This window comes from Natronorubrum halalkaliphilum, assembly GCF_009834785.1.
Taxonomy (GTDB): domain Archaea; phylum Halobacteriota; class Halobacteria; order Halobacteriales; family Natrialbaceae; genus Natronorubrum; species Natronorubrum halalkaliphilum.
The window spans coordinates 177851-202604 of sequence record NZ_WUYX01000038.1; the positions used below are offsets into that span (position 1 = coordinate 177851).

20 protein-coding genes are annotated in these 24754 nt (G+C 65.3%); 13 read left to right on the plus strand and 7 right to left on the minus strand.

Annotated elements, in window-relative coordinates:
• Window positions 1-90: 90 nt before the first annotated feature.
• Window positions 91-2865 carry an alanine--tRNA ligase gene (gene alaS / locus GS429_RS12990; protein ID WP_160065792.1) on the minus strand — a complete coding sequence of 925 codons (2775 nt, stop codon included), beginning with the start codon at window positions 2863-2865 and terminating at the stop codon, window positions 91-93.
• A 290-nt stretch (window positions 2866-3155) separates the two neighbouring features.
• On the opposite strand from alaS, the gene GS429_RS12995 reads away from it, so the two are divergent.
• Both GS429_RS12995 and GS429_RS13000 read left to right on the plus strand, forming a co-directional pair.
• Window positions 3156-3842: a hypothetical protein gene (locus GS429_RS12995; protein WP_160065793.1), complete on the plus strand. Its 687-nt coding sequence runs from the start codon at window positions 3156-3158 to the stop codon at window positions 3840-3842.
• Window positions 3839-4528, plus strand: coding sequence for a hypothetical protein (locus tag GS429_RS13000; RefSeq protein ID WP_160065794.1), 690 nt, complete (start codon window positions 3839-3841; stop codon window positions 4526-4528). Before GS429_RS12995 ends, GS429_RS13000 begins: the two co-directional genes overlap by 4 nt.
• A gap of 163 nt (window positions 4529-4691) precedes the next feature.
• Here the strand turns inward: GS429_RS13000 and GS429_RS13005 are convergent, their stop codons facing one another.
• Both GS429_RS13005 and GS429_RS13010 read right to left on the minus strand, forming a co-directional pair.
• Window positions 4692-7775 carry a replication factor C small subunit gene (locus tag GS429_RS13005; protein ID WP_160065795.1) on the minus strand — a complete coding sequence of 1028 codons (3084 nt, stop codon included), beginning with the start codon at window positions 7773-7775 and terminating at the stop codon, window positions 4692-4694.
• 104 nt (window positions 7776-7879) lie between these two features.
• Window positions 7880-8302 carry a universal stress protein gene (locus GS429_RS13010; protein ID WP_160065796.1) on the minus strand — a complete coding sequence of 141 codons (423 nt, stop codon included), beginning with the start codon at window positions 8300-8302 and terminating at the stop codon, window positions 7880-7882.
• 234 nt (window positions 8303-8536) lie between these two features.
• On the opposite strand from GS429_RS13010, the gene GS429_RS13015 reads away from it, so the two are divergent.
• Window positions 8537-9625: a bactofilin family protein gene (locus GS429_RS13015; RefSeq protein ID WP_160065797.1), complete on the plus strand. Its 1089-nt coding sequence runs from the start codon at window positions 8537-8539 to the stop codon at window positions 9623-9625.
• A gap of 96 nt (window positions 9626-9721) precedes the next feature.
• Window positions 9722-9946: a ubiquitin-like small modifier protein SAMP2 gene (gene samp2, locus GS429_RS13020; protein ID WP_160065798.1), complete on the plus strand. Its 225-nt coding sequence runs from the start codon at window positions 9722-9724 to the stop codon at window positions 9944-9946.
• Window positions 9947-9996: 50 nt separating this feature from the next.
• Here the strand turns inward: samp2 and ilvA are convergent, their stop codons facing one another.
• Window positions 9997-11232, minus strand: coding sequence for a threonine ammonia-lyase (ilvA, locus tag GS429_RS13025; protein ID WP_160065799.1), 1236 nt, complete (start codon window positions 11230-11232; stop codon window positions 9997-9999).
• 355 nt (window positions 11233-11587) lie between these two features.
• On the opposite strand from ilvA, the gene GS429_RS13030 reads away from it, so the two are divergent.
• The 3 genes from GS429_RS13030 to GS429_RS13040 all read left to right on the plus strand — a co-directional run bounded on the left by GS429_RS13030 (window position 11588) and on the right by GS429_RS13040 (window position 13057).
• Window positions 11588-12124, plus strand: a complete 537-nt coding sequence (locus GS429_RS13030) for a peroxiredoxin family protein (protein ID WP_160065800.1) — start codon at window positions 11588-11590, stop codon at window positions 12122-12124.
• A gap of 3 nt (window positions 12125-12127) precedes the next feature.
• Entirely contained in the window at window positions 12128-12553 is a 426-nt protein-coding gene (locus GS429_RS13035) for a GNAT family N-acetyltransferase (protein ID WP_160065801.1), read from the plus strand.
• Between the two features lie 135 nt (window positions 12554-12688).
• Window positions 12689-13057 carry a hypothetical protein gene (locus tag GS429_RS13040; protein ID WP_160065802.1) on the plus strand — a complete coding sequence of 123 codons (369 nt, stop codon included), beginning with the start codon at window positions 12689-12691 and terminating at the stop codon, window positions 13055-13057.
• A gap of 141 nt (window positions 13058-13198) precedes the next feature.
• Here GS429_RS13040 and GS429_RS13045 read toward each other — a convergent pair whose 3' ends face one another.
• The 3 genes from GS429_RS13045 to GS429_RS13055 form a co-directional block, all read right to left on the minus strand.
• Window positions 13199-14545: a tryptophanase gene (locus GS429_RS13045; protein WP_160065803.1), complete on the minus strand. Its 1347-nt coding sequence runs from the start codon at window positions 14543-14545 to the stop codon at window positions 13199-13201.
• A 251-nt stretch (window positions 14546-14796) separates the two neighbouring features.
• Window positions 14797-15471, minus strand: a complete 675-nt coding sequence (locus GS429_RS13050; protein WP_160065804.1) for a hypothetical protein — start codon at window positions 15469-15471, stop codon at window positions 14797-14799.
• A gap of 123 nt (window positions 15472-15594) precedes the next feature.
• Window positions 15595-16773 carry an aspartate kinase gene (locus GS429_RS13055; protein WP_160065805.1) on the minus strand — a complete coding sequence of 393 codons (1179 nt, stop codon included), beginning with the start codon at window positions 16771-16773 and terminating at the stop codon, window positions 15595-15597.
• A 321-nt stretch (window positions 16774-17094) separates the two neighbouring features.
• On the opposite strand from GS429_RS13055, the gene GS429_RS13060 reads away from it, so the two are divergent.
• From GS429_RS13060 to GS429_RS13085, 6 genes are all read left to right on the plus strand, one after another.
• Window positions 17095-17532 carry a hypothetical protein gene (locus tag GS429_RS13060; RefSeq protein WP_160065806.1) on the plus strand — a complete coding sequence of 146 codons (438 nt, stop codon included), beginning with the start codon at window positions 17095-17097 and terminating at the stop codon, window positions 17530-17532.
• Between the two features lie 163 nt (window positions 17533-17695).
• A complete protein-coding gene (locus GS429_RS13065; RefSeq protein ID WP_160065807.1) occupies window positions 17696-18190 on the plus strand; it encodes a ubiD operon protein in 495 nt (164 codons plus the stop codon).
• Window positions 18191-19705, plus strand: a complete 1515-nt coding sequence (locus GS429_RS13070) for a UbiD family decarboxylase (RefSeq protein ID WP_160065808.1) — start codon at window positions 18191-18193, stop codon at window positions 19703-19705.
• The gene (locus GS429_RS13075; protein ID WP_160065809.1) at window positions 19702-21102 is read left to right on the plus strand and encodes a UbiD family decarboxylase; all 1401 of its coding nucleotides are present in this window, start codon (window positions 19702-19704) and stop codon (window positions 21100-21102) included. The genes GS429_RS13070 and GS429_RS13075 overlap by 4 nt, the downstream gene beginning before the upstream one ends.
• A gap of 652 nt (window positions 21103-21754) precedes the next feature.
• Window positions 21755-22921, plus strand: a complete 1167-nt coding sequence (locus GS429_RS13080; protein WP_160065839.1) for an acyl-CoA dehydrogenase family protein — start codon at window positions 21755-21757, stop codon at window positions 22919-22921.
• A 2-nt stretch (window positions 22922-22923) separates the two neighbouring features.
• Window positions 22924-24753, plus strand: coding sequence for an acetyl/propionyl/methylcrotonyl-CoA carboxylase subunit alpha (locus tag GS429_RS13085; RefSeq protein WP_160065810.1), 1830 nt, complete (start codon window positions 22924-22926; stop codon window positions 24751-24753).
• The last annotated feature ends 1 nt before the right edge of the window (window position 24754 follow it).

The window sequence follows — 24754 nt, forward strand, 5'->3', positions numbered from 1 at the left end:
GGATTACTGTAACTATGTACCGCCGATCACCAGGAACGGGGTCGGTGATCGGCGGTAATTGACTACAGTAAACCGTATCAGTGCCGCCGTTCAGGCGTCCTGAATCTGGCGCAACACGTTCGGCGCGTCCTCGAGCGCCTCGTCCAGGTCCTCGACGTTGGGACCGCCGCCCTGTGCGAAGTCCGGCGGACCGCCGCCGCCGCCGCCGACTCTCGAGGCGAGTTCGCCGACGACGTCGCCGGCGTTGACGCCCGACTCGTCCGGGACGGCCACGACGAACTGGGCGCCGCTTTCGCCGCTGCCCAGGACGGCGATTTTGCCCTCCTCGACGAGTGCGTTCGCGGTCGCGCGCAGTTCGCCCATATCGGCGTCGATCCGATCGACAACGGCCGTCGTCTCGCCGACCGCGACCTCCTCGCCGCCGCCTCCGCCGCCGGCGCGGGCCGCAGCGAGCTGTTCTTTCAGATCCTCGATCTCCTTGCCGCGGCCCTTCCACTCCTCGAAGAAGCGTTCGGCCGTCTCCGGCACGTCTTCGGGCGAGACGTCGAGAATCTCGGCGGCCTCGTAGAGGGCGTCCTCTTTCCGCTGGGTCGACTCGAGTGCGGCCTCGCCGGCGGCGAACGTGATCCGCTCGACGCCGTCCTGGACCCGCTCCGTGTTCAGGACCTTGATCGAGCCGATGTCGCCGGTGCGGGCAACGTGGGTCCCGCCGCAGGCCTGAACGTCGTCGTCGACGTGGATCAGGCGGATCTGTTCGCCCGGCGGGATGCCGCCCTGGTAGAGATCGAAGCCGTGTTCGGTCTCCGCGTCGTGACGGTCGGGCCACTCCTGAGTGACCGCGGTGTTTTCCATCACGATTTCGTTGGCCAGCGACTCGATCCGCTTGACGTCGTCGCGGCTGATGCGGTCGTAATGGCGCATGTCGATCCGGGAGGAATCGACGCCCTTCTGCGCGCCGGCCTGCCGGATGTGCTCGCCGAGGATCTGCCGGGCCGCGTGGATGACGATGTGCGTCGCCGTGTGGTGGCGCATAAGCTGCCGGCGGCGGGTCGCATCGACCTGTCCGTTGACGAACTCGCCTTTGCCGGGCGTCTCGTCGGTTCGGTGGAGGATGACGCCGTCTTCGATCTGGACGTCGTCGACCTCGACCGTCGCGTCGTCGGTCGAGAGCGTCCCCGTATCCGCCGGCTGTCCGCCGCCTTCGGGGTAGAACATCGTCTGATCCAAGACGACGTCGTAGCCGTCCTCGCGTTCGAAGACGTCGAGCACGACGGCCTCGAACTGGGTTCGCTGCTGGTCGTCGTAGTACAGCTTCTCCGTCTCCGGGAGGTCCTCGAAGCGCTCGTCCTCCTCGTCGTCGACCGCCTCGGCGGTCTCGGGGGTGTCGTGGCGCTTCGCGACGAGACTGTAGAAGTCGTCCGGCACGGCGACTTCGGCACCCGCGTCCGCCGCGATCTCGGCGACCATATCGGGCTGGATACCGTGGGAATCGTAGAGTTCGATCAGTTCGTCGGTCGGGATCGGCTCGCCCTTCTCGGCGTACTCCTCGGCGAGCGTCTCGACGCGGCGACCGCCGCGCTCGAGGGTCTCCCGGTACTTCTCGACCTCGGTGCGGACGATGTCGCGAATCGTGTCGCGGTTTTCGTAGCCGAGCCGTTCGGCCTGCATGTCGACGAGTTCGTCCAGCGGCGCGTCGACGCCGACGGTGTCACACAGGCGCTTGGTGCGTCGAAGCACCATCCGGGCGAGATAGCCCGTGCCGACGTTCGAGGGGACGATGCCGTCGCCGAGCATGTAGGCGAGCGTTCGGCAGTGGTCCGCGATGGCGTAGATATCCTCGAGGGGCTCCATCAGCTCGGTGAGCTCGTCGACATCGACGCCGAGTTCGGCCGCGATTTCGCCGCGAGCGGTCTCCATGTCCTCGGCCTCGTCGATGTCCATATGGCCCGCGAGCTTGGCGGCGCGGTGGACGAGTTCCTCCTGTTCGTCGGTGTGCTCGAGCCCCGCGTTGTCCTTCAGGAAAGCGATCATATCGGGGTAGACCGCCTCGTAGACCGTCGGCGTGCCCTGGGAGACCCAGGTCCAGCGCTCGAGGCCGTACCCCGTATCGACGATGTAGGTGTCCATCGGGGTGTAGCGGTTCCCGTCTTTCATCTCGTACTCGCCGTCGGAGTCCTGTTCCATCGACATGAAGACGAGCGTGGCGAGTTCGACGCCGCGGAAGATGACCTCGATGGCGGGCCCGGCGTTGCCGCCGCCGACCCACGGGTCCTCGATGTAGATGACCTCGTCAAGATCGACGCCCATCGACTCAAAGAAGCCGTCACAGAGTTCGACGGTCTGATCCTTCCAGTAGACCTCGCCCTCGTAGGCGTACTCGTCCGGGGCGTCCTCCCGCGTGTTGAACGCGTGGTGGGCCATCATCTCGAAGGCCATCGTGTGTCGGCCCGTCTTGCCGACGTTGTCGATGTCCTGCATCCGGATACAGGGCTGGGAGATGGTCAACGGGTTGGCCGGCGGCGGCGTTTCCCCGCTCGTCACGAGCGGCTGGAAGTCGTAAATCGACGCCTGGGTCAGCAAAACGTCGTCGCGCCAGCGGTTGGCCGCGACCGGATAGGGCTCGATCCGTTCGTGGTCGTTGTCTTCGAAGTACGAGAGGAACGTCTCTCGCATCTCCTCGAGACTGTACTCCTCGTCGAAGCCGGCGTTCTCGATGAAGCCGTACTCCTCGCAGGGCGGCTCACCGCATGTCACCCGGTCGTGATCGCGGGTCCAGAAGTGAGCGCCACACTCCGGGCACTCCTTGCGCTCGAATCCTTCCTCCTCGAAGTACTCGAGGCGGTATGCGTCCGCCAATTCGCTCATTACACGTGTGTTGGCGAGCCAGCGCCTAAAACTGTTCCGCAACGTTCATTCCGAAAATATCGCAAGACGTGATCCGGCGCGCTCGCTCGAGCGACGACCACGTTGCGTTCGTGTGAGTAACTTCAGCGAAAAGATATATAGGGGCCAGGAATAGTTGTATTTCCAAGTAGTTACAGCATGGCGAGTATCGGACGCAATCCACGAAGTACGCGGCTGGGGCCACCTCGAGTACGGACGGCAGGGCCGACAGTACCGCTGGCTCGGTCACCGAACCCGCGCGGAGGCGACTGATGCCGACGAGACGATCGCTGCTCCGAACGGGCGGGCTGGCCGGCATCGGCACACTGGCCGCCATCGCCGCGTTGCCGTCGCCACCCGACGCAACGCCGATCGATCGGACTGTCGAGGGCGCGGAACCGCCCGATCGAGTCACGCGGTGGAGCGACGAACCGATCACGACCGAAGCCGAGACCTCGATCGCCCGCTATCAGTACCGGCCGATGAGCGCTCGCGTCGATAGAACCGACGCCGACGCGTTCGTCGCGACGGCCCCGATCAACGTCGTCGTCCTCCCCGATCCGGCGACCGGAACTGACGGCGAGGCCCTCGAGCACGTCATGAGCGTCCTCGAGGACGAGGGGTGGCTGCGCCAACCCGAGGAATACACCCGATACGCGTGGGATCGCACCGAAGGCGCATTCGTCCGCCAGCAGGCGACGGCCGCCGAGACGTACTACGGCACCAGCGGCCGCCTCCACGTCCGCTGTTGGTCGTTCGACGGCGTCGTTTCCGTCCAGGCCCACGAGGATACGGGCGCCCGACCGAAACACGGAATCGCCTCCTACAAACGCGGCCGGAAGGCAATGGCGGCCATCTACGCCGAGGCCGGCTGGGACGTTTCACCGACCGCGATCGACCTCGACAACGCCCGACGCGACTACGACGGGATGGCGACGGTTATCACGGAGGCATCATGAGCACCGACAGCCACCGCGTGTTCGGCCGCCGACCCGCCGTCCGAGACGTGCTCGAACATCCGCTCCTCGGTCTCGACCCCCGGCGAACGGCGATCGCCGTCGGCTATCTCGCCGTCCTCGGCGGACTGTTCGCCGTCAGCTACGCGGGCACGGCGATCACGATCGACGGCGCGGCGCTGGAGACCCTGACGCCGCGATTCGACACGGTCAGTACGGTGCTGATCGCGCTCGCGACGGCGACGATCGCGATCGTCCCGTTCCTGTACGCGGCCTGGAACGGCGGCCCGGTGCTGTCGTTCGCCATGCCGCTGGTCCCGGTGGCCTTCGGCACCCTCGCGACGGGGCAGTACGTGCTCGGGCTCGACGCGGCAATCGCCCTGACCGTCGGCGGAGCGGCGAGTACGCTCGCTCTCTTCGCGACCGGCGTCCGCCGAACGGGGTCGCTCCGCCCCTGGCGAACCGCCGATCTCGACGGGACCCACCTGCTGGTGGTGACGATGCTCGCGGTCGTCGCCGCCGTCAGCGTCGGCCGGTTCGTCGCCGGATCCCCGCCGCGCAATCTCGAGTGGTACGCGCCGTTTGCCGCGCTCTGGCTCGTCCCGGTCGCGGTGGTCGGCGTCTACTGGCAGGCCGCGATGCGAACCGCGATCGCGACGCGAACCGAACGCCCGGATTCGGAGCCCTGATCCTGTCGTGTTCAGTTCTGACCTAGGCCAGTCACTTCCGGGCAATTCCGGGTCGGCGACGGATCGTTGCTGCGGTTCCGGCAGTCAATAGTCGTAGCCAGCAATCACAGCCAACACCCAGCAACCGAACCGAAACCGCTCCACAAAACAAACCTGACAGGAACTACTCGTTCTCGAGGGCCAGCGACGCCAGCATCGCCTCGAGTTGCAGCCGTTCGTTCGCCCCCTCGGTGATCCGGTAGTCGACCTCGCCGAGTCGCTCGAGCAAGCGAACCGTGGCCTGCTCCGGAATGTCGAACTGCCAGGCGGAGCGATGAAGCTGGTCGATGACGTCGCCGCCGGCGAGGCCGCGGTCCATGAGCAGGTCCTCGAGTGCGGCGCGGGCGGCGGTGAAGTCGCCGTCGATGGCGTGTTCGACCATCTCCTCGACCTCCTCGGGGCGGGCGGTCGAGGTAATCGCGAAGACCGTCTCCTCGTCGACGGTTTCGCCCATGACGGCGGCCGCCTGCAGCCCGTTGATCGCCTTTCGCATGTCGCCGTCGGCAGCGTAGACTAAGGCGTCGACGCCGTCGTCCGTGACCTCGATGCCCTCGTTGGCCGCGATTTCGCGGATCTGTGCCTCGATAGCGTTCTCGGTGAGTTCGGTGAAGCGGAAGACGGCACAGCGAGACTGGATCGGATCGATGATCTGACTCGAGTAGTTACACGAGAGGATAAACCGCGTGTTGTTGGAGAACTGCTCCATCGTCCGACGCAGGGCGGACTGGGCGTCGGAGGTCAGCGCGTCTGCCTCGTCCAGGAAGATGATGCGGTGGTCGTAGCCGCCGAAGGAAGACCGCGCGAAGTCCTTGATCCGGTCGCGGACGACGTCGATCCCGCGCTGGTCGGAAGCGTTGAGTTCGAGGAAGTTCTCGCGCCAGTCGCCGTCGTAGACTTCACGGGCGATGGCCTGTGCAGCCGTGGTGTTGTGCATGACCGTTGGAACGTCACCGGCGACGTAGTTTCGTGTTCCAGGGACCGTGAGGTCGTAGACTCGACGATCCTCTTCTACGCGCTCGACGTTCGACACGCGGTCGAAGTAAAGTGTCCCTCGAGAGAGTCGATCGAGTGCGACCAACTGTTCGACGACTTCCATCGAACACATTTCGTCGGCGACATCGAGAATACGGCCGGCGACGGTTTCGAACCGCGGCAGCGACGCAAGGTCGTGGTCGTCGTTTTCGAGAAGGTTTCGAACGTCAGTCCCGAGTAGCTCAGTCCCTTTCGCGATCCGATTGTCCGAGACGCCGAGTACGTCGATTGCGTTTCGAAGGGATTCCTGCAGGGCAGCGGTGTCAGGTGTTTCGGTTCGCGACCCGAGTGTGACGAGCAGTTCACTGGCGCGGCTCGCAACCGGTGTTCGTCGACCGTCGGCGTACTCGAGTAGCCGGTCCGTTCGGATCCCGGTCGTCGCTTCGACTTCTTTCCGCGTCTCGATCGGTTCCAGGACGTCTCGCTGGCCGATCCACGTCGTCGGAACGGAACTCATCGAACGGATATCGGACTGAACCTGCTCGATTTCGCGTTCGACCTGCTGTGCGGCCTCGATCCGATCCGATGCAGCCTCGATAACGCGGTCGATATCTTCGAGATACGATTCCCGACCGGGGTTTTCGGGATTCAGTGTCTCGGTCACCAGTGGTTCTTTTTTCAACGAGAGCGTCTGACACAGATCGTCGACGGCAGTCTGGGCGGGCATCGTGTCGTAATTCGGATTTCCGGTTCCTGCCGTCGAATCGGAGAGTCGGTCTTGTTTGTAGTCGATGGTAAACCCGATAGCGTCTTCGAAACGAGAGAGTGCTGACACACCTGAGAGATACAACGTATGGTACTCGGAGTCCGATCCTGTACCGTTCGTCGCCGCCTTCTTGACTCGCTTTCGTCGAGTTGGAATACCGAACGAGGCAAGGAGATACGAACAGAGCGTTATCACTGATTCGTCCTTCTGTGTCAACTCGATCGTTCCCTGATCCGCAACGGACGCTTCCGAATCGAAGACTGCCTGCAGAAACACCGAACGGACGTCCTCGGGAGCGTGGACGAGCGTCGAACCGATAGTCGAGGACGAACTGCCGAACACCCCGAAGCAAGACTCGAGGAAGTGATGGAGGGACTTCGTTCGGAGTTCAACGTACGGAACGTCCTTCTGGGTGCCGCGAGTCGTTTCTACGTCGAACAGTTGTTGGGCGATCTGGTCGAACGACTCACGGAGCGCATCGTCGGTGTTAAAGAACTTGATACGGCCGTTCGAAATTTGTGCCTCACTGATTGCGAGACCGACGAACCGTGCCAGATCGGACGTGAGTTCCCACGGCGGAGTAATCGGGCTGGACCGCCTGTTGTACGCGGTCACGTACTGAATCGATTCGACGTGGGATCGAAGTTCAGATTCGCTGACGTCGAGCGATCGGAGATAGCCGAGCGAGCACGTCGTCGACGGTTCATCGAGGTCGATCGAGATGTTCCGGGCGTAATTCGCAGCCGTTTTACGAGTGATATCGTGTTCGGAGACGATCTCGTCGAGGGAGTAGCCGCGGCGAAGACAGCCGAGGATGGTCTTCTTCTGACCAACGTAGTTCTCTTCTGCCGGAATTTCGTATCGGCGGGCGAACGACTCCGAAACGTTCACGAAGGTCCTGTCGCCGTCCATCGACGAAATCCAGTCGAGTGAGGCGGACGAGTCGTCAGCGATAGGCGTCTCCAGTGGTCGAACGATCCGCTCCCCGCCCGAAAGCGTCCCGGCCTGTCGCCACTCCAGACCCGATTCGTCCGCAACGAGGAGTTTGTGTTCTGGTGTAACCGTGAACTCGTTTCCGTCTCGAGTCTCGATCGAGACAAGATCGGACGCTTCCGTGGAAAAGACGTGAGACGGGGCGACGTATTCGAAAGAGCCATCGCTATCGTACGTCAGTATCTCGAGCTCATCGCCCGGAGTGTCAAACCCGTCAACGTCGCCGACGACGCTCGAGATGGGGACGACGCCCTCGTTGGTCAGAACCGGCGTCTCACCAGTAACGCACTTTCCAGTACCCGCCGGCCCCGCAAACATGAGATGGGGCAGGTCGTCCTGGTCGACGTAGTTCTGCAGTCTCGGAACGATGTTCTCGTGGCCCTTGATCTCGTCGAGCCGTTCCGGCCGATACTTCTCGATCCAGACTTCGGTCTTGCCGGGTGTCGGCTCCGCCGCCTCGGCGTCGGCCTCGCTCATACCACTCGGAAGGGAGGGGCGAAAGATAAAACGACCGAACGCGCTGTCGGTCTCGAGGCCGATCCTCGAGCCAGCCGAGACGGTGAGAACGCCGCTCCGAAGCCCTACTCCCTCCGGAGAACCGTCACCGGCCGTTCCGACTCGAGGATCACGCCCTGAATGACGCTGCCGAACAGGACTTTTCCCGTCGCCGAACGGTCCCGGCCAGCCATCGCGATCGTATCGGCGTCGATTTCCGCGGCGACGCGGTGGATTTCTTCGACCGGATCGCCGTGTTCGCGCCGGACCGTGACGTCGATGCCGTGCTCCTCGAGCGTCCGCGCGACCTCGAGGACGTCGGCGGGCAGATCGGTTTCCTCGTAGAGGTCGTCCGAGCGCACCACGCTCGCTTCGTCGGCCGCTTCGAACTCCTCGAAGACGCTGACGAGAACGACCTCGACCGTCGACTCGCTTTCGGGAAGTGCCGCGGCGTACTCGGCCGCCGCGAGGCTTCGTTCGGTCTTGACCGGCACGAGAACCGTATACATATTTTCATCGTCGAACCGGACGCCCATAGTAGCTGCTGAAAGTCACTGCACACCCGATCACACGACGGCTCTGCGATCAGTGTGTCAGTTTTTCAGCAGTTTCTTTGGGGTTCTAAAGGGGTATCCCCGTCAGAGCGAGCCGTAACCGGCGACTGACGGTCATACGGGACGGACAGTCCGCAGTACTGACGGCACAGTACCACGTTTTTCTCGGCGGTCGGCGTACGATCGGCCATGAACGTCAACGGTCGAACACGAACGACTATCGTCGTCGCCCTGCTCGTCGTCCTCGTCGTCGGAACCGTGCCGGCGACGGTCGCCGCCCAGGCGGAGACGAGAACCGGCGGTACGGTCGTCGTCGAAGAAGGCGAAACGATCGACAGCCTCGAGGCGTTCGCGGGAACCGTCATCGTCGAGGGAACCGTCACTGGCGACGTCAGCGCCGTCGCGGGAGATATCCGAATCGCGGGCGACGTCGGCGGCGACCTCGAGGCCGCCGGCGGGAGTCTCACAATCGACGGCACCGTCGACGGCGACGTCGAGGCCGCGGCGGGCAGCGTGACGATCACCGACGGCGCGACCATCAGCGGCGACGTCGCGGCGGGTGCCGGAACGGTCACCGTCGACGGCACGCTCGAAGGCGATGCGACGATCGGTGCCGAAACGATCCAGCTCGGCGACGACGCCGCGGTCGCGGGCGACCTGCGCTACGGCGGGACCCTCGAGGGCAACACCGGTGCCGTCGCGGGCGAGATCCAGCAGGACTCCTCGATCGGATTCGATCTCACGCCGACGGTGCAGCCGATCGCCTCGTGGCTGTTTTCGGCGTACGTGCTCGCGTTGAATTTGGTTCTGGGAGCCGCGCTACTCGCCCTGTTTCCGCGGTTTTCCGACGGCGTCGCGAATCGAGTCGCGACCGACCCCGTTCGTTCCGGGCTGGCCGGACTCGGCGTACTCGTGGGAATCCCGATACTGCTGGTCGCGACGGCGATTACGGTCGTCGGCATTCCGTTCTCGGTCATCGGCGCGTTCGCATTCGCGCTCGTCGTCTGGATCGGGATCGTTTACGGCCGGTTCGCCGTCGCGGCGTGGCTGCTCTCCGCTGTCGACGTGGAGAATCGGTGGCTCGCGCTCGTAGTCGGGCTGGTCGGCGGTGCACTCCTCGCACAGGTACCCTACCTCGGGGGGCTGCTCAACCTGCTCGTCTTCCTGCTGGGTCTTGGCGCGCTCGCGGTCGGCCTGTACAGCCACCGGCGATCCCTCCGGGACCGAGAGCGGGAGCCGCGAGGGGGTATCGGCCCCGACGAGCCGGCGAGCGACTAACGATCGGCGACGACCCGCCGCCACGGACGCGACGACTCCCCGGCTTCGCGCCGCGGAGAGCGACGCGCTCAAGTCCGCGCCCTCGTAACGACAACTATGCACGTCACCGTCGACGTCAAGGGCGAGGACACCCACGAGATCGATCTCGAGGCCGCGTCGGGGGCGACCGCCGACACGGCACCGACCTACCGGGACCTGCTTCGTGAGATCGATCTCAGCCCCCACGAGGTGAGCGTCCTCGTCGACGGTCGTCCCGTGCCCGAGGATCAGCCGGTCGAAAGCGACCACGTGACGGTCCTGCGGCTGATCAAGGGCGGGTAGCGTCTGCGGCGGATCCGGCTCGAGTGGCGAAATTCCCGGCCGCCCACACGTCACGCGTTGACGTGTCGGACCTCGTGGCCGTGATCGCGTATCGAACGGATGATCGCGCGAGACTGGCCCGCACCGCTGGTTTCGATCCGGAAGACGAGGTGGGCCTCGCCGACGTCGAGTTCCGGAGCCGATCGATCGTGGCGGACATTCTGGATGTTCGCACCGTGATCGGCGATGAGTCCCGAAATCGTCTCCATCTTCCCGGGTTGGTCATCGATCCTCACGCGCAGTCGCAGGAGTTGCTCGCGGTCGCTCAGCGCGTGGACGAGCACCGTCTGGAGCATCGTCATGTCGAGATTACCGCCACACAGCAACGGCATAACCGTCTCGCCCGAGACGTCCAGTTCGTCGCTGATGACGGCCGCAACCGAGGCCGCACCGGCCCCTTCGACGACCTGTTTCGCCCGCTCGAGCAACAGCAAGATTGCGCGGGCGATTTCGCCGTCGGTCACCGTCACCACCTCGTCGACGTGGGCTTCGATGTGCGAGAGCGTCAAGTCGGAGATGCCGCCCGTCGCGATCCCGTCGGCGATGGTTTTGACCGACTCGAGGGAGACGGGATCACCCTTCTGGAGGCTATCGGCGACGGTCGCCGCTCCCGTGGCCTGCACGCCGACGACGCGCGTCTCCGGCGAGAGTTCGTCGAAGGCGGTCGCGATTCCGGAGATGAGCCCCCCGCCGCCGATCGGGACGACGACCGTGTCAACCGACGGCAGATCCTCGTACATCTCGAGGCCGAGCGTTCCCTGTCCGGCGACGATGGCGGGATCGTCGTAGGCGTGGACGAACGTCGTGGCCTCGTCGTCGACCAGCCCTCGTGCGTGTCCCATCGCCTCCTGGAAGTCTTCCCCGACGAGTTCGACGTCGGCACCGTAGCTTCGGGTCGCGTCGACTTTCGCCTGGGGTGCTCCCTTCGGCATCACGATCGTCGAGTCGATACCCAGTTTCGTCGCCGCGAGGGCGACGCCCTGTGCGTGATTGCCGGCGCTGGCCGCGACGATCCGTTCCGTCCCGCCGTCGGCGCTACACTGTGCGATCTTGTTGTACGCGCCGCGGGTCTTGAACGAGCCAGTCCACTGCAGGTGCTCCATCTTGAGGTGGATCTCGCCGCCGGTCAGTTCGTCGAGCGAGGTGCTCCGCTCGATCGGCGTATGTTTGACGACGGATTCGTCGTCGAGCCGATCGCGGGCAGCCTCGATATCTGCAAAATCAACAGTCGCGGAACCATGAGCCATTGTCGGTCAGTACGAAATCTCCTTTTCGACGGGGGTGAATAATTGTTCCTCTCAGCCGATCACGGCCGCCCGGATCGGAAACGGACGCCCGCGGACCCCAAAGCGGCGTCGAAACCCCCACAGCACGCGATTGCGGGCGATTTACTCGATATGTTCGGGCGCCTGGGGAGCCGAGTCCGCGCGGTTCTCGAGTCCCCGGGTACCGGAGACCGCGAGAACGGGGTGGGTGCTGATACGGTTTTCTGTAGTCAATTACCGCCGATTACCGACCACGTCCCTGGTAATGGCGGTATATAGTTACAGCAATCCGTATGAAAGCCCGACCGTTTTCAGGGCACCCGTCGTAGCCGCGCACATGAACAGCAACCCCGCCGAGGTCACGCTCCCCAACGTCGGCCCGGGTCCGGATCCGCTCACGCTCGCCGAACTGGCCGCGCCGGTCGCGCCGGCGGATCCGACGACGACCGACGACGTCGAGCCGGCTCACGACGCCATCCTCCTGTTGCTCCACCGCGATCATCACGCGGGGCAGTGTCGCCGGCAGGTCCGGGCCGTCGCCGACCGCTACGAGGAGTTTCGCGAACGGGGCTGTCAGGTCGTCTCCGTCGTTCCCGAACCCCGCGAACGGGTCCGGCGATGGCAGGAGCGATACGACCTCCCGTATCCGCTCTGTGCGGACCCGGAGACCGACGCGGGCGAGGCGTTCGACCAGCCGGTTCGACTCGGCACGCTCGGCGAGCACTTCGACGTTATCGGCCGAATGCCCGCCGCCATCGTCTTAGACATCGACGACGACGGCGATATCAGCGTCGTCGCGACCTATCGCGGCCAGACCAATCTCGACCGACCCGAGATCGACGAGTTGTTAGCCGCCGTCGACCGACGAACCTGACGCATGCAGGGCCACGTTCGCACCGCCGTTCCCGACGACGCCCTCGACGTCCGGCGCATCCTCGATGCGGCCATGCTCGAGCCGGGCGACGTCGAAGCGCGGATCGAACAGGGGAACGTACTCGTCGCCGGCGACCACCGCGGCGGGACGGACGCGTCGGGAGGCTCCGAACGCATCCTCGGCACGGCCGTCCTCGAGGCCGACGAGAGCGGATCGGGTGCCCACATCTCGGCGATCGGCGTCCGCCGTCGTCACCGGGACCAGGGCATCGGCCGCGCGCTGGTCGAACACGCACTCGAACGCGAGGGGCGGCTGACGGCGCGGTTCGACGACGGCGTTCGCCCGTTCTACGAGACGCTCGGCTTTTCGATCGAGCCGATCGACGAGCGGCGACATCGCGGCGTCGCGGTGGCGATCGAGCGCACGTGACTCCTCGGCACGCGGCACGACGGAATCTCGGTCGCCGTTTCTCGAGCGATCAAACCGTCCGAACCGATGAATATTCGGCCATGCCGGCGTGTTCCGGCGGAACTTTATCCCGAAGAACGTGGTACGTCGCGTCGCATGGCGCTCAAAGGGATACTCAGCGGCGACCCATCGAAGAGCTCGAAACTCTACCTCGCGATCGGCGGCATCTCGCTCGTCAAGGCGATCGCGGTACGCAACGATCAGGAACGGTTCCGTCGGGAACTGATCGACGCCGGCCTGTTCCTCGGCGTCGGTCTCGCGCTCCGGAAGTACAGCCAACTCAAGGCCGAGAAGCGCTCGGAGATCGAATCGCAGATCCCCGACTGGGCGATCGGCATGGCGACCTCCGAACCCGCAAAACAGGGCGTTCGAAACCTCGCAAAACAGCGACTGGGAGGTCGATCCGAGCCGGAACCCGAGGAGAGCCTGCGAGATCGAGCGATGAATACGTTCTCGAGCCGGTAACTCCCCGGTTCACCCGGTTCTCCCGGTTCTCCCGGTTCTCGACGGCGTGATTGAGCGGCCTCAAGGCCTGGCCGTGACGAGGGCGTTCGGGCCGTGGCAGGGCCCTGATGAAACTTGGCGAGGGCCGCCGGGCCGTGGCGGTTACGACGAAATCGGCTCGAGCTCCGCGGTGAAGTGACGGAGTTCGGGCACCTCGGGTTCGCTCGTGATCTCGAGACCCGACACCGTCTCGCGTTTCTCGAGGACGGTCGCGGCGGTCTCGACGACGTGCTCGAAGTGCTCCTTGTGATAGGTTCGCCGCGGCACCGCGAGGCGGACCAGTTCCGGCCGATCGGTCTCGGGGAAGGCAAAGCTCCCGAGTTCGACCCCGCGGACGCCGCCCTCCCGGTAGAGTTCACAGACCAGAACCTGTCCCGGGAACTCGTTCGGTGAGAGGTGTGGAAACATGGCTCCCGCGTCGAGGTAGACCGCGTGACCGCCTGGTGGCGTGTAGACCGGCACGCCGACCTCTTCGAGCATCTCGGCAAGGGCCTGGATCTGATCGACGCGATCGGCGACGTACGCCTCCTCAACGGCCTCGCGAAGGCCGACGGCCATCGCGGCGACGTCCCGACCGGCCATCCCGCCGTACGTGGGGAACCCCTCGTAGAGGATGGTTCGCTGCTTACACCGTTCGAAGAGCGTCTCGTCGTCCGTCGCGACGAAGCCGCCGGCGTTGACCAGCCCGTCTTTCTTGCCGCTCATCACGAGGGCGTCGGCGTAGCCGAGTTGCTCGCGGGCGACCTCGGCGACCGTCGCGTCGGCGAACTCGTCTTCGCGTTCGGTGACGAAGTAGGCGTTCTCCGCGAACCGGCAGGCGTCGATCACGAACGTCGCGTCGATCTCGTCGGCGAACTCGCGGACCCGACGCGTGTTCTCGACGCTGACCGGCTGACCCGCCGTCGAGTTGTTCGTGATCGTCGAGATGATCATCGGCACGTTCTCCGCCCCGACGTCGTCGACGACCGCGCGGGCCCCCTCGAGCGAGAAGTTACCCTTGAACGGCGCGTCCATCTCCGGGTCGTGAGCACCGTCGACCGGACAGTCGACCGGATCCGCGTCCTGATTGGCGATGTGCGCTCGTGTCGTATCGAAGTGCGTGTTGTTGATCACGACGTCGCCCGCCGAGAGCAGCGTGCCGTAGAGGACGTTCTCCGCGCCCCGGCCCTGATGGGTCGGCACGACGTGTGAAAACCCCATCACGTCCCGGACGGCCGACTCGAGTTCCTCGAAGCTCCGGGATCCGGCGTAGGCTTCGTCGCCCCGGATCAGGGCGGCCCACTGGGAATCGCTCATTGCGCCGGTGCCGCTGTCGGTCAGCAGATCGACGAAGACCTCCTCGGAATCGAGATTGAACGCGTTGTAGCCGGCCCGCTCGAGGTTGCGTTCCCGCTGTGCTCGCGAGGGCAGGCGGATCCGTTCGACCATCTTCGACTTGTAGGCGACCATACCGGCATAACGGCCGTGCGCGTGATTATCCTAGCTGACGCCTCGTGTCTGCTGGTGGCTCGAGGCGTCCGATTCCGGACAGATCGGCACATCGATGGGCGGAATCGACAGCAGGGGGACGGGGACGGATCGGGATCGAGTTCGGGTTCGAATTGCTTCTCGGCAACGAGTCCGTCGGTCCGCTGTCCCGCTGTTTCAGTGTCCCTACAGGGCGGTCACAGGCCACCGAAACTGACTGCCAGCGGTCCGTCTCAGGGTGCGTCAAATTCGGGGTTGGCGAAGGTGTCGTTGGCGATCCGCGTCCGCTTCGGTTCGCCGACGATTTGCAGGTCGTCCGCCGCCTCGGCGTGGACAGTGAGCGATACAGACGACGCGGCGGCGGTGTCGCCGACGCTACCGTCGGCGGCAGTCTCACCGATAGCCGCCTCACCGTCGCCACCGAACTCGTCTACAGCGTCGTTTCCATTGGCACCTGAGTCGTTCACGGCGTCGTTTTCGTCGCCACCGAACTCGTCTGCGGCCCCATCAGCGTCCTCGGAACCAGCCGCCTCGAGCGCGGCCGATTCCGTAGTATCGAGTGCGCTGAGTTCGGCCGCCGAGGCTTCGATCACGTCACCGTCGTCCCGGACGGTGATGTCCGAATCGCCGACGAACTCGAACTCGAGGTCGGCGGCGGCGGGGAGATCGCCGACACCGTCGCCGCCGTCGTCGGCCGCCGCCGGCTCCGTGTCGACGTCCTGAAGATCGTCGAACAGTTCGGCCGCGGTCGTATCGTCGACGTCGAGTTCGTCGTCGGGAACCGTGTCGTGGTCACCGCCGGCGTCGAGGAGGTCGTCGGGCGTTTCGACGCCGAATTCGTCGAGGACCGCGTCGGGATCGGGGTCGATGTCCTCGAGCGCGTCGTTTTCAGTCGCGTCCGTACTCATGACATGACCTGTGACAGTCATCCCTTTCGTTACGACCACGTTACCGCGGTTTATGGACCCGTTTCGGGTGACACGTGCGAAACAGAAAAGTCAATTATCTCTGGTAAATCCGGCCTCAGCGGGTTAGAACAGATCCTGGGTCAACTCGAGCGTCTCCTCGCGGTCCTCCCAATCGACGAAGATAGCGACGCTGGTCGCGCTGGTGATGATGTCGTGGACGTTGATCCGGGCCTCGGCGAGGGGGTTGACGATCTCGCTGATGACGCCCGGCTGATTCGGCAGTTCGCCGCCGGTCACCCGGATGACCGCGGACGACGAGTCGACGGTCACACTCGAGAGTTCGTCGCGGGCGATGACCTCGCGGTGGAGGATGTTCTCGGCGCGTTCGGCCTCGTCCTCGTCGATGTAGAACGTGACGGTGTCGAGGCCGCTGGCGACGGCGTCGATGTTAACGTCGCTCTCGCTGAGCGCCTCCGAGAGGTGGTGGAAAACGCCGGGCTGGTTGCGGATCGCGCGGCCGGCGACGGTCAGGCAGGCGAGCGGGCGTTCGCGCAGGTCGACGAGGTTCTGGAACTGGCCTTCGATGCTCGTCCCGCCCGAGAGGAGGTCGCCGTGCTGGTAGTGAACGACGCGGACGTCAAGCGAGCCGTCCTTGTACGACAGCGCCGAGGGGGCGACGACTTCGGCCCCGCGGAACGAGAGGTTGCGCAGTTCGTCGACGGAGATCTCGCCGACGTTCCGAGCGCCCTCGACGACGTGTGGGTCGCCGGTCATGACGCCCTCGACGTCGGTGACGATGACGACCTCGTCGGCGTCCATGTACTTGCCCATCATGACGGCCGTGGTGTCGCTGCCACCGCGACCCAGCGTCGTGATCGAGCCGTCGGGTCCTTCCGCGAGGAAGCCGGTGATGACCGGCACCGTGTCCTCGAGTTCGTCCGCGACTGCGAGGGCGCGTTCGTGGGTCTGCTCGACGTTGACTTCGCCGTACTCGTCGGTGACGACGGGCCAGTCGTCGCTGCCGGGTTCTAAGAACGTCGCGTCGATACCGCGGGCAGACAATGCGGCCTTGAGCATCCGAACGGACGTTCGCTCGCCCATGCTGACGATCTGGGCCCGATCGGCGTCGTCGGTCTCGAAGGTGATTTCGTCCAGCAGATCGTCGGTGGACGACCCCATCGCACTGGCGACGACGGCGATTTCGTGGCCGTCCTCGACGGCCGCGGCGATCGAGTCCGCGGCGCGGTTGATTCGGTCGCCGCTTCCGAGGCTCGTTCCGCCGAATTTGGCTACGACACGCATACTGACACCTCGTCCGTGGATCCCGTACCGATGGCTTGACTCATATGCCAGACCGTTACCAGAGCGCGCAGATAACTGTGTCCATCGATCGGATTTTTACCACTGTTTTCGGACCGGTCAAAGACCCGACATCGGCCGAATCCGTCGTCTGGCGACGGGGCGAACAGTAGGTCCTGCAGCGACGACTGGACCGAGTCCGCGTTCCGCCGCAACCGATCGAGACGCGAAAACGGTCTCGAGTCGAGACGGTCTCTCGAGGGTGAACGCCGCCGCGCTATCGCAGGCGGGATTTATGTTTGTGCGTAGCATTACCACACGCTAATGAACGTACGGGACGCTCTCGAGGCGGACGCGGACGCGCTGGCGTCGATCGCCGACTCACCGACCGACGTGATGCGAAACCTGGTCCACGACCGGACGGTACGCGTCGCCGAGGACGGTAGTCACGATCCGAACGCGGACGTCTCGGGTTCACAGTACAACGGCTCCGATCCGGAGGATCTGCTGGGGTTCATCAGCTTCGACGCCAAATCGGACACCGTTCACGTGACCCAACTCGACGGCACGGGCGAGGCGTGCAAACGGCTGCTCGCCGAGCCGGTTCGGTTCGCCGAACGCGAGTCGATGGCCGTCGAAGTGCTGGTCTCGCCGGAGACGGAGACCGTCGAAAACGCGGCCGAAGAACTCGGCTTCGAACGGCGCGGCCGCGGCCCGCGGTTCGACGGCTCCCCGACGGTTCGGTTTCGGCTGGAACCGTAGGAGCGACGCCGCGGGTGCCGACCGAGGCGCTGCTGTGGCGTCGGCTGAGCCGCGGGCTGTCCGGCGAACAAAGATATTATACGCCCCGCCTCGAGACGGGAGATACTAGCACGCGACCGCCTCGGGCGGTCGCCGGTCGACCAGCGATCACGAACTCGATGGTATGTCGAACCAGTACATTACTGCCGAAGAACAGCTTCCGGACGTCGAGGGGACGGAGACGGAAACGGAAATAGAACTGCAGGTACGCGACGCCGAGACGAAGGAAATCTTCCACTCGCGAGCGCGTATCGCGAGGGATCCGGCGAAACTCGACCGGCCCGAGCCGCTCTCGGTCGTCAAGGGACCCCACGAGAACACCGAAGAGCAGTGGTATATCGAATTCGTCGACGGGACGAACGTCGACGGCGACCGACTCGAGCGCCTCGTCCGCGAGCAACGGGAGCGATCGAACGTCATCAACACGCGATCGGACGATCTGAACGTCTTGCTCCGATACCTCGTCGAGGACGGCCAGTACGAATCGACCGCGGCGGCCGCTCGAGAGCTCCTGTTCGACCGCCTCGCAGCGGAGTATCCGTCGCTGCTCGAGCGCTACGCCGACGCGAGAGCCGAGTACGAGAACGACCCGCTACGGGACGCGCTCGAGGGCGAGTGAATGTCTGCAGTGCCAGTGCCATTTCGGGCCTTTCTGGACGTGCTCGAGGAACGGAACGCGACCGCGCGGATCACCGACGAGGTTTCGTGGGATCTCGAAGCCAGCGCCGTCACGATGCTGGCGAACGAGACTGACGATCGAATCCCGATCTTCGAGGCGGTTCAGTCCCGGAACGGCGACGTCGACGCTCGCCTCGTCGGCGATCCCTACCGGGGCCCACAGCGGCGACCGTGGGAGTTCCTCGGTCGGGCGTTCGACTTGCCAGTCGACGCCGGGCCGGCCTACTACGAGGGCGTTATCGACCGACTCCGCGAACCGGTCGATCCCACGGTCGGAGACCCCGCGGACGCACCCTGCAAGGAGGTCGTCCGGACCGGGGCGGACGCGAGCCTGCTCGAGTTCCCCTGGCCGTACATCCACCACGGCGACGGCGGCCGGTACGCGACGCTCGCGACACTCGTCGCGCCGGCCCCCGACAGCGAGTGGGGAAGCTGGTCGCGCCACCGGGCGATGATCCACGACGCGTCGCAGGCGAGTCTGCTCTTGCTGGCCGGCGAACAGGTGCCGAACCTCTACTACTTCGAGTACGAGCGCGAGGACGAACCGATGCCGGTCGCGCTGACGATCGGTGCTGGCCCCGCCGTCGAGTGCACCGCCGAGATGTGGATCCCCGTCGGACGCAGCGAGGTCGCCTACGCGGGCGCCCTGCAGGAGAGGCCGGTCGAACTCGTCCCGTGCGAGACGAACGACCTCCGCGTTCCCGCGTCGGCCGAAGTCGTTATCGAAGGGCGGGTGATGCCGAACGAACGGCTGGACGAGGGGCCCTTCGGCGACTACTTCGGCTACATGAACGGCCCCCGACGCTCGATGCCGGTCCTCGAGGTCGACGCGATCACCCACCGCGAGGAGCCGTACCTGCCGTTCTGCGTCGAAGGAACCGGCGTCGGCTACGGGCAGAACTCCTCGAGTACGTTTCAGGCCGCGGCGGGCGGGCCGGACGCCACGCTGGGGCTGCGAGCGGCGGGTTTCGACGTCGAACTGGCCGTTCCGTGGCCGTTTACCTCCCGAACCGCGTGGGTGATCGCGACCGATCGATCGTACCCCGGGTCGCTCCACGAACTCGCCAACTTCATCTTTACCACCTGGGGCATGCTCCACATCGATTTCTTCGTCTTCGTCGACGGCGACGTGAATCCGCTGAACCCCCGGGCCGTCCTGGAGGCCATCGCCCTCCACGCGGACCCCGCCGAGGACTTCCACCAGTTCGGCGTCGAGCGGATGCCCAAGGTCCCGCTCAACATTTATCAGACGCCCGATGAGAAGGGGAGCGCGACGGTCGGAACGTCGAAGACGAAAACGGCGAAGGCGTACATCGACGCGCTGTCCGATGGGAATCGACCGAAACAAGCGATCGGCGACGAGGGCGAACGCGACCGGGCCCGCGAGCTGCTCGCCGAAGCCGGCGTCTCCGAATCGGCGTTCGAACCGGCACACACGATGGAGTTGAACCGATGACGGCGTTTCGAACCCACCTCGAGTTCCTGCGAAAGACCGACGAGTTGTGCTCGCTCGAGCGGCCCGAATCGCCGTCCCCGCAGGTCGTCGCCGCCGAAGCGCTTCGCGCCGACGGGCCGGCGGTACGGTTTCGGGCAGCCGAGAAGTCCCACGTAGGACTCGCCAGCGGCGTCTACGGCGGCGTCGACCAACTGACGCGGCAGGACCGGTCGCCGTGGACTCGGCTCGGCATCGGTCTGGGGGTCGACCGCGACCCCGAGTACGTCGACGTGCTCGAGGCGATCACCGACCTCGGCGACCGGATCGACGAGCGCGACGTCACCTACGTCGAACGAGCGGCGACCGCGACCGACCGGACCGTGCGGGAACTCGGACTCCCGACGCCGCCGGACGAGGCCTGGCCCCACTTCACCCTCGGCCTCCTCTCGGTCGGGAGCGACGACGGAACCTACTGGGCACCGATCCACGGAACGGTCCTCGACGGGGACACGATTCGAGCCCGCGTCCCCGCGGCGATACGCGAACGGTTCGAGCGGGGCGAGTCGGTGACCGTGGCGCTGGGAGTCCCCGCCGAAGCGCTGGCGGCGACGACGCTGCTGACGATCACCGACCGACTCTCGACACCGATCGAAGACCGACGGGTCGGGTCGACCGTTCCGGTGATCCCGACCGCCGGCGGACTCGTTCCGAGTTCCGCGGAGGTCGTCCTCGAGACGGAACTCGCGACCCAGCAACCCGACACGCGCTCGGAAAAGCCGGAGTTCTGGGAACGGCTCGTCGACGGCGCGACGGTCACGCTGGACGTGACTGGCGTGTTCGCTCGCGACGACGCAGTCGTCCCGTTCACGCCGCTTGACGTACCCCTCGCCGACGACCTGCAACTCGTCGCGCTCGCGCTGGCGGCCCGGCTCTACGACCGGGTCAACGGTTACTGGGGCGTCTCCCCGGTGGACTGGCTGCTCCTTCCCGCGGCGGGACGGCTCGGGATCTGCATCGTCTCGACGGAGGTCCTCTACGCCGGCTTCGAGTGGCAGTTAGCGAACTTCCTGTTCTCTCGGTCCGACTGCTTCGATACCGTCGTCCTCGTCGACGAGGAGACCGATCCCCACGACCTCGGACGGGTGCTCGGCGACCTCTGGGTCAAGGCCCACCCCTCCCGAGACTGGCTGTTCAGCGAACCCGACGCGCCGGTCGCTCGGCTGCCGACCTACGAGCGCGACGGCACCGGCGCGCGCCTCTACGTCGACGCGACCTGGGACCCGCGCTGGGACGAGGAGTACATCGCGCCGCGAGTCTCGTTTCTCGAGTCGTATCCGCCCGACATTCGGACGGCCGTCCGTGAGTCGTGGACCGCGTTCGGGTTCGACTCGGAGCCGGACGACGTCGGCGGAGCGTAGTTCGAGCGGGGAAGGCCGAACCGAGACAGTCACACTCGAGAACGGAACCTACCGTACGTCCAAACGCGAGGCACTGGTCGGAAAGTAACGCCGTCGGTGTTTTCGATACTGTTTACGCAGGAGGGCGTCGGGGTGAACTCCGGCTCGAGCCGGCAGGCGTATTTTTATCATACCCACAGTGATAGAAACCATCCGAAGCAATTATTGCCGAGAGCGAAGCCAGCCGGGTGTATGCCATCGAGCCATAGCATGCTCGACTCCGAGCGAGCGCGCGAGGGGTTCTCGTGGGAGGGTCTCTACGGGGAGAGCGCGGGAACACCGTGACGGCCCACATCGTTCCGAGTGAGGTCGAGTTCCGCGACGAACTCCGGAGACGGTCATCGGGACGATTCGTCGGACGGAACGACGGGACGAGGTCGAGATCGAAGCCGAATCTGACCGACGGGGTCCGACTTCGAGCGCGCCTCGAAGACGAACAGCGCACGATGGCGAGAATCGACGAACGGTGGTCGACGACCGGCGACGAACGGTCGGCGAAAAGCGACGGTCGACGACGGCCGACAACCGACCAAAAGCGGCGGGCGACCACTGCAACCAACCACCGACGCGACGACTCCGGGACATCCCGGACCACGCGAATCCGAATCAAACTATGCACTTCGAAGACACACAGGAACGATCGATGATCCGTCAGACGGCGACGGAGATCGCAACTCAGTACGGCCCGGAACACTGGCGCGAAAAGGAAGAGAACGGAGAGTTCTCCGAGGCGTTCTGGAACGAACTCGGCGAGGCCGGCTTCCACGGCCTGCTCATTCCCGAGGAGTACGACGGCGCGGGGATGGGAATGCAGGATATGGGACTGGCCATGGAGACCCTCTGTGCCGAAGGCTGCGGGATGGCCGGCACCTGGTATCTGGTGCTGACGGCCGGCATGGCCGCGGTCGGCATCCGCGAGCACGGCACCGACGAACAGAAAGAGCGGTACCTGCCCGACATCGCCGCGGGGAAGCGAAACTTCTCCATCGGCATCACCGAACCCGAGGCGGGAACGAACACCCTGAACGTCGCCACTCGAGCCGAAAAGGACGGCGACGAGTACGTCCTGAACGGGAAAAAGGCCTGGATCACGTTCTCGGATCGGGCCGAGAACATGATCATCGTCACGCGGACGACGCCCCGCGACGAGGTCGACCGCGGCACCGACGGGATCAGCCTGTTTGTCCTCGATATGGACGATCCGAACATCGACGTCTCGCCGATCGACAAACACGCGATCAACTACTCGAAGTCCTGTGAGGTCTTCCTCGAGGACGTTCGCGTCCCCGAAGCGAACCTGCTGGGGGACGAAGGCGACGGCTGGTGGGTCCTCGTCGACATGCTCAACCCCGAGCGAATCGGCTTCGCAGCCGCGGGCACCGGGATCGGGAAGCTCGCGGCGAACGCCGCCATCGAGTACGCCAACGACCGCGAGATCTTCGACGCGCCGATCGGCACGCACCAGGCGGTCTCGTTCCCGATCACGGAAGCCTACGCGAGGATGGAGACGGCCGCGCTCATGCGCGAGAAGGCCGCCTGGCTCTACGATCAGGGCGAGGAGTGTGGCTACGAGACCAACGTCGCGAAAGCGACGGCCGTCGAGGCCGGCATCGAGACCGTCAAACAGTCGATGCAGGCCTTCGGCGGGTGGGGGTACGCCACGGAGTACGACGTCGAGCGCTGGTGGCGCGAGATCAACCTCACCAGACTCGCGCCCGTCTCCCAGCAGATGGCCTACAACCACATCGGCCAGGAACTCGGCTTCCCGCGCTCGTACTGACCATGTTCGGGAAACTACTGGTCGCAAACCGCGGCGAAATCGCCGTTCGGGTCATGCAGGCCTGTGAGGAACTCGGAATCGAGACCGTCGCCGTCTACAGCGACGCCGACCGCTCGGCCGGCCACGTCGCCTACGCCGACGAGGCGTACAACATCGGCCCCGCGCCGGCGAGCCAGTCCTACCTCGACGGCGACGCGATCATCGAGGTCGCCGACCGGGCGGGAGCCGACGCGATCCACCCCGGCTACGGCTTCCTCGCGGAGAACGCCGAATTCGCTGGGAAGGTCGAAGCCGCCGAGGGGATCACCTGGGTCGGCCCCTCGAGCGACGCGATGACGACGCTCGGCGAAAAGACGAACGCCCGCCGAGTCATGCAGGAGGCCGACGTGCCGGTCGTTCCCGGAACGACCGAACCCGTCGAATCGGCGGACGAAGTGCGCGAACTCGGCGACGAGTTCGGCTACCCGATCGCCATCAAGGCCGAAGGCGGCGGCGGCGGTCGCGGGATGAAGATCGTCCGCGGCGACGAGGAGGTCGACGACGCCTTAGAGAGCGCCAAGCGCGAAGGCGAGGCCTACTTCGGCAACGACTCGGTCTACGTCGAGAAGTACCTCGAGGAGCCGAAACACGTCGAAGTGCAGATTCTCGCGGACCACCACAACACCGTGCTCCACCTCGGCGAGCGGGACTGTTCGCTCCAGCGGCGCCACCAGAAGGTGATCGAGGAAGCGCCGAGCACCGCCCTCGATGCGGAACTCCGCGATTCGATCGGCGACGCGGCCCGCCGGGGCGTTCGCGAGGCAGGCTACACGAACGCGGGAACGGTCGAGTTCCTGGTCGAAGACGGGGAGTTCTACTTCATGGAAGTGAACACCCGGATTCAGGTCGAACACACCGTCACCGAGGAGGTGACGGGGATCGACATCGTTCGCGAGCAGATTCGCGTCGCGGCCGACGAGGAACTCCCCTACGCACAGGACGATATCGGAATCGACGGTCACGCCATCGAGTTCCGGATCAACGCCGAGAACCCCGCCAACGGGTTCGCGCCGACGCCGGGAACGCTTTCGACCTACGACCCGCCGAGCGGTCTCGGCGTTCGCATCGACGACGCGATCTCGCGGGGCGACGAGGTTTCCGGCGACTACGACTCGATGATCGCCAAGCTGATCGTTCGCGCGCCGACGCGAGAGCGCTGTCTCGAGCGCTCGAAACGCGCGCTTCGACATTTCGACGTCGGCGTCGAGACGACGATCCCGTTCCACCGATTGATGCTCGCCGACGAGACGTTTCGCGCGGGCGAACACACGACGAGTTACCTCGACGAGTCGGTCGGTGACGACGACCTGACGGCCGCCGTCGAGCGCTGGAGTACGGCCGTCGAAGCCGAAGCCGAGACCGAGGCCGGAACGGCCGGCGGCGACGGAACGAACGACCTCGTCGTCGAGGTCGACGGCCGGCGGTTCGACGTGGCCGTGACGGGCGGCTTCTCGCGAGCAGCGAACGGCGGTGGGAGTACTGGAACCGGAACCGGGAGCTCCGAAACGAACTCGGGTTCCCCGTCCTCGAGCACCAGAAGCACCAGCAACACCAGAAGCGCCGGCACCGAACAGGTCGCCAGCGACGCGATCACCGCCGAGATGCAGGGAACGGTTCTCTCGGTCGACGTCGCACCCGGCGACGAGGTCGCACAGGGTGACGTGGTCTGCGTGCTCGAGGCGATGAAAATGGAAAACGACGTCGTGGCACCGGCGGCCGGCACCGTCGCGGACGTTCCCGTGACGGACGGCGACACGGTCGATATGGGTGACCCGCTCGTCGTACTCGACTAAG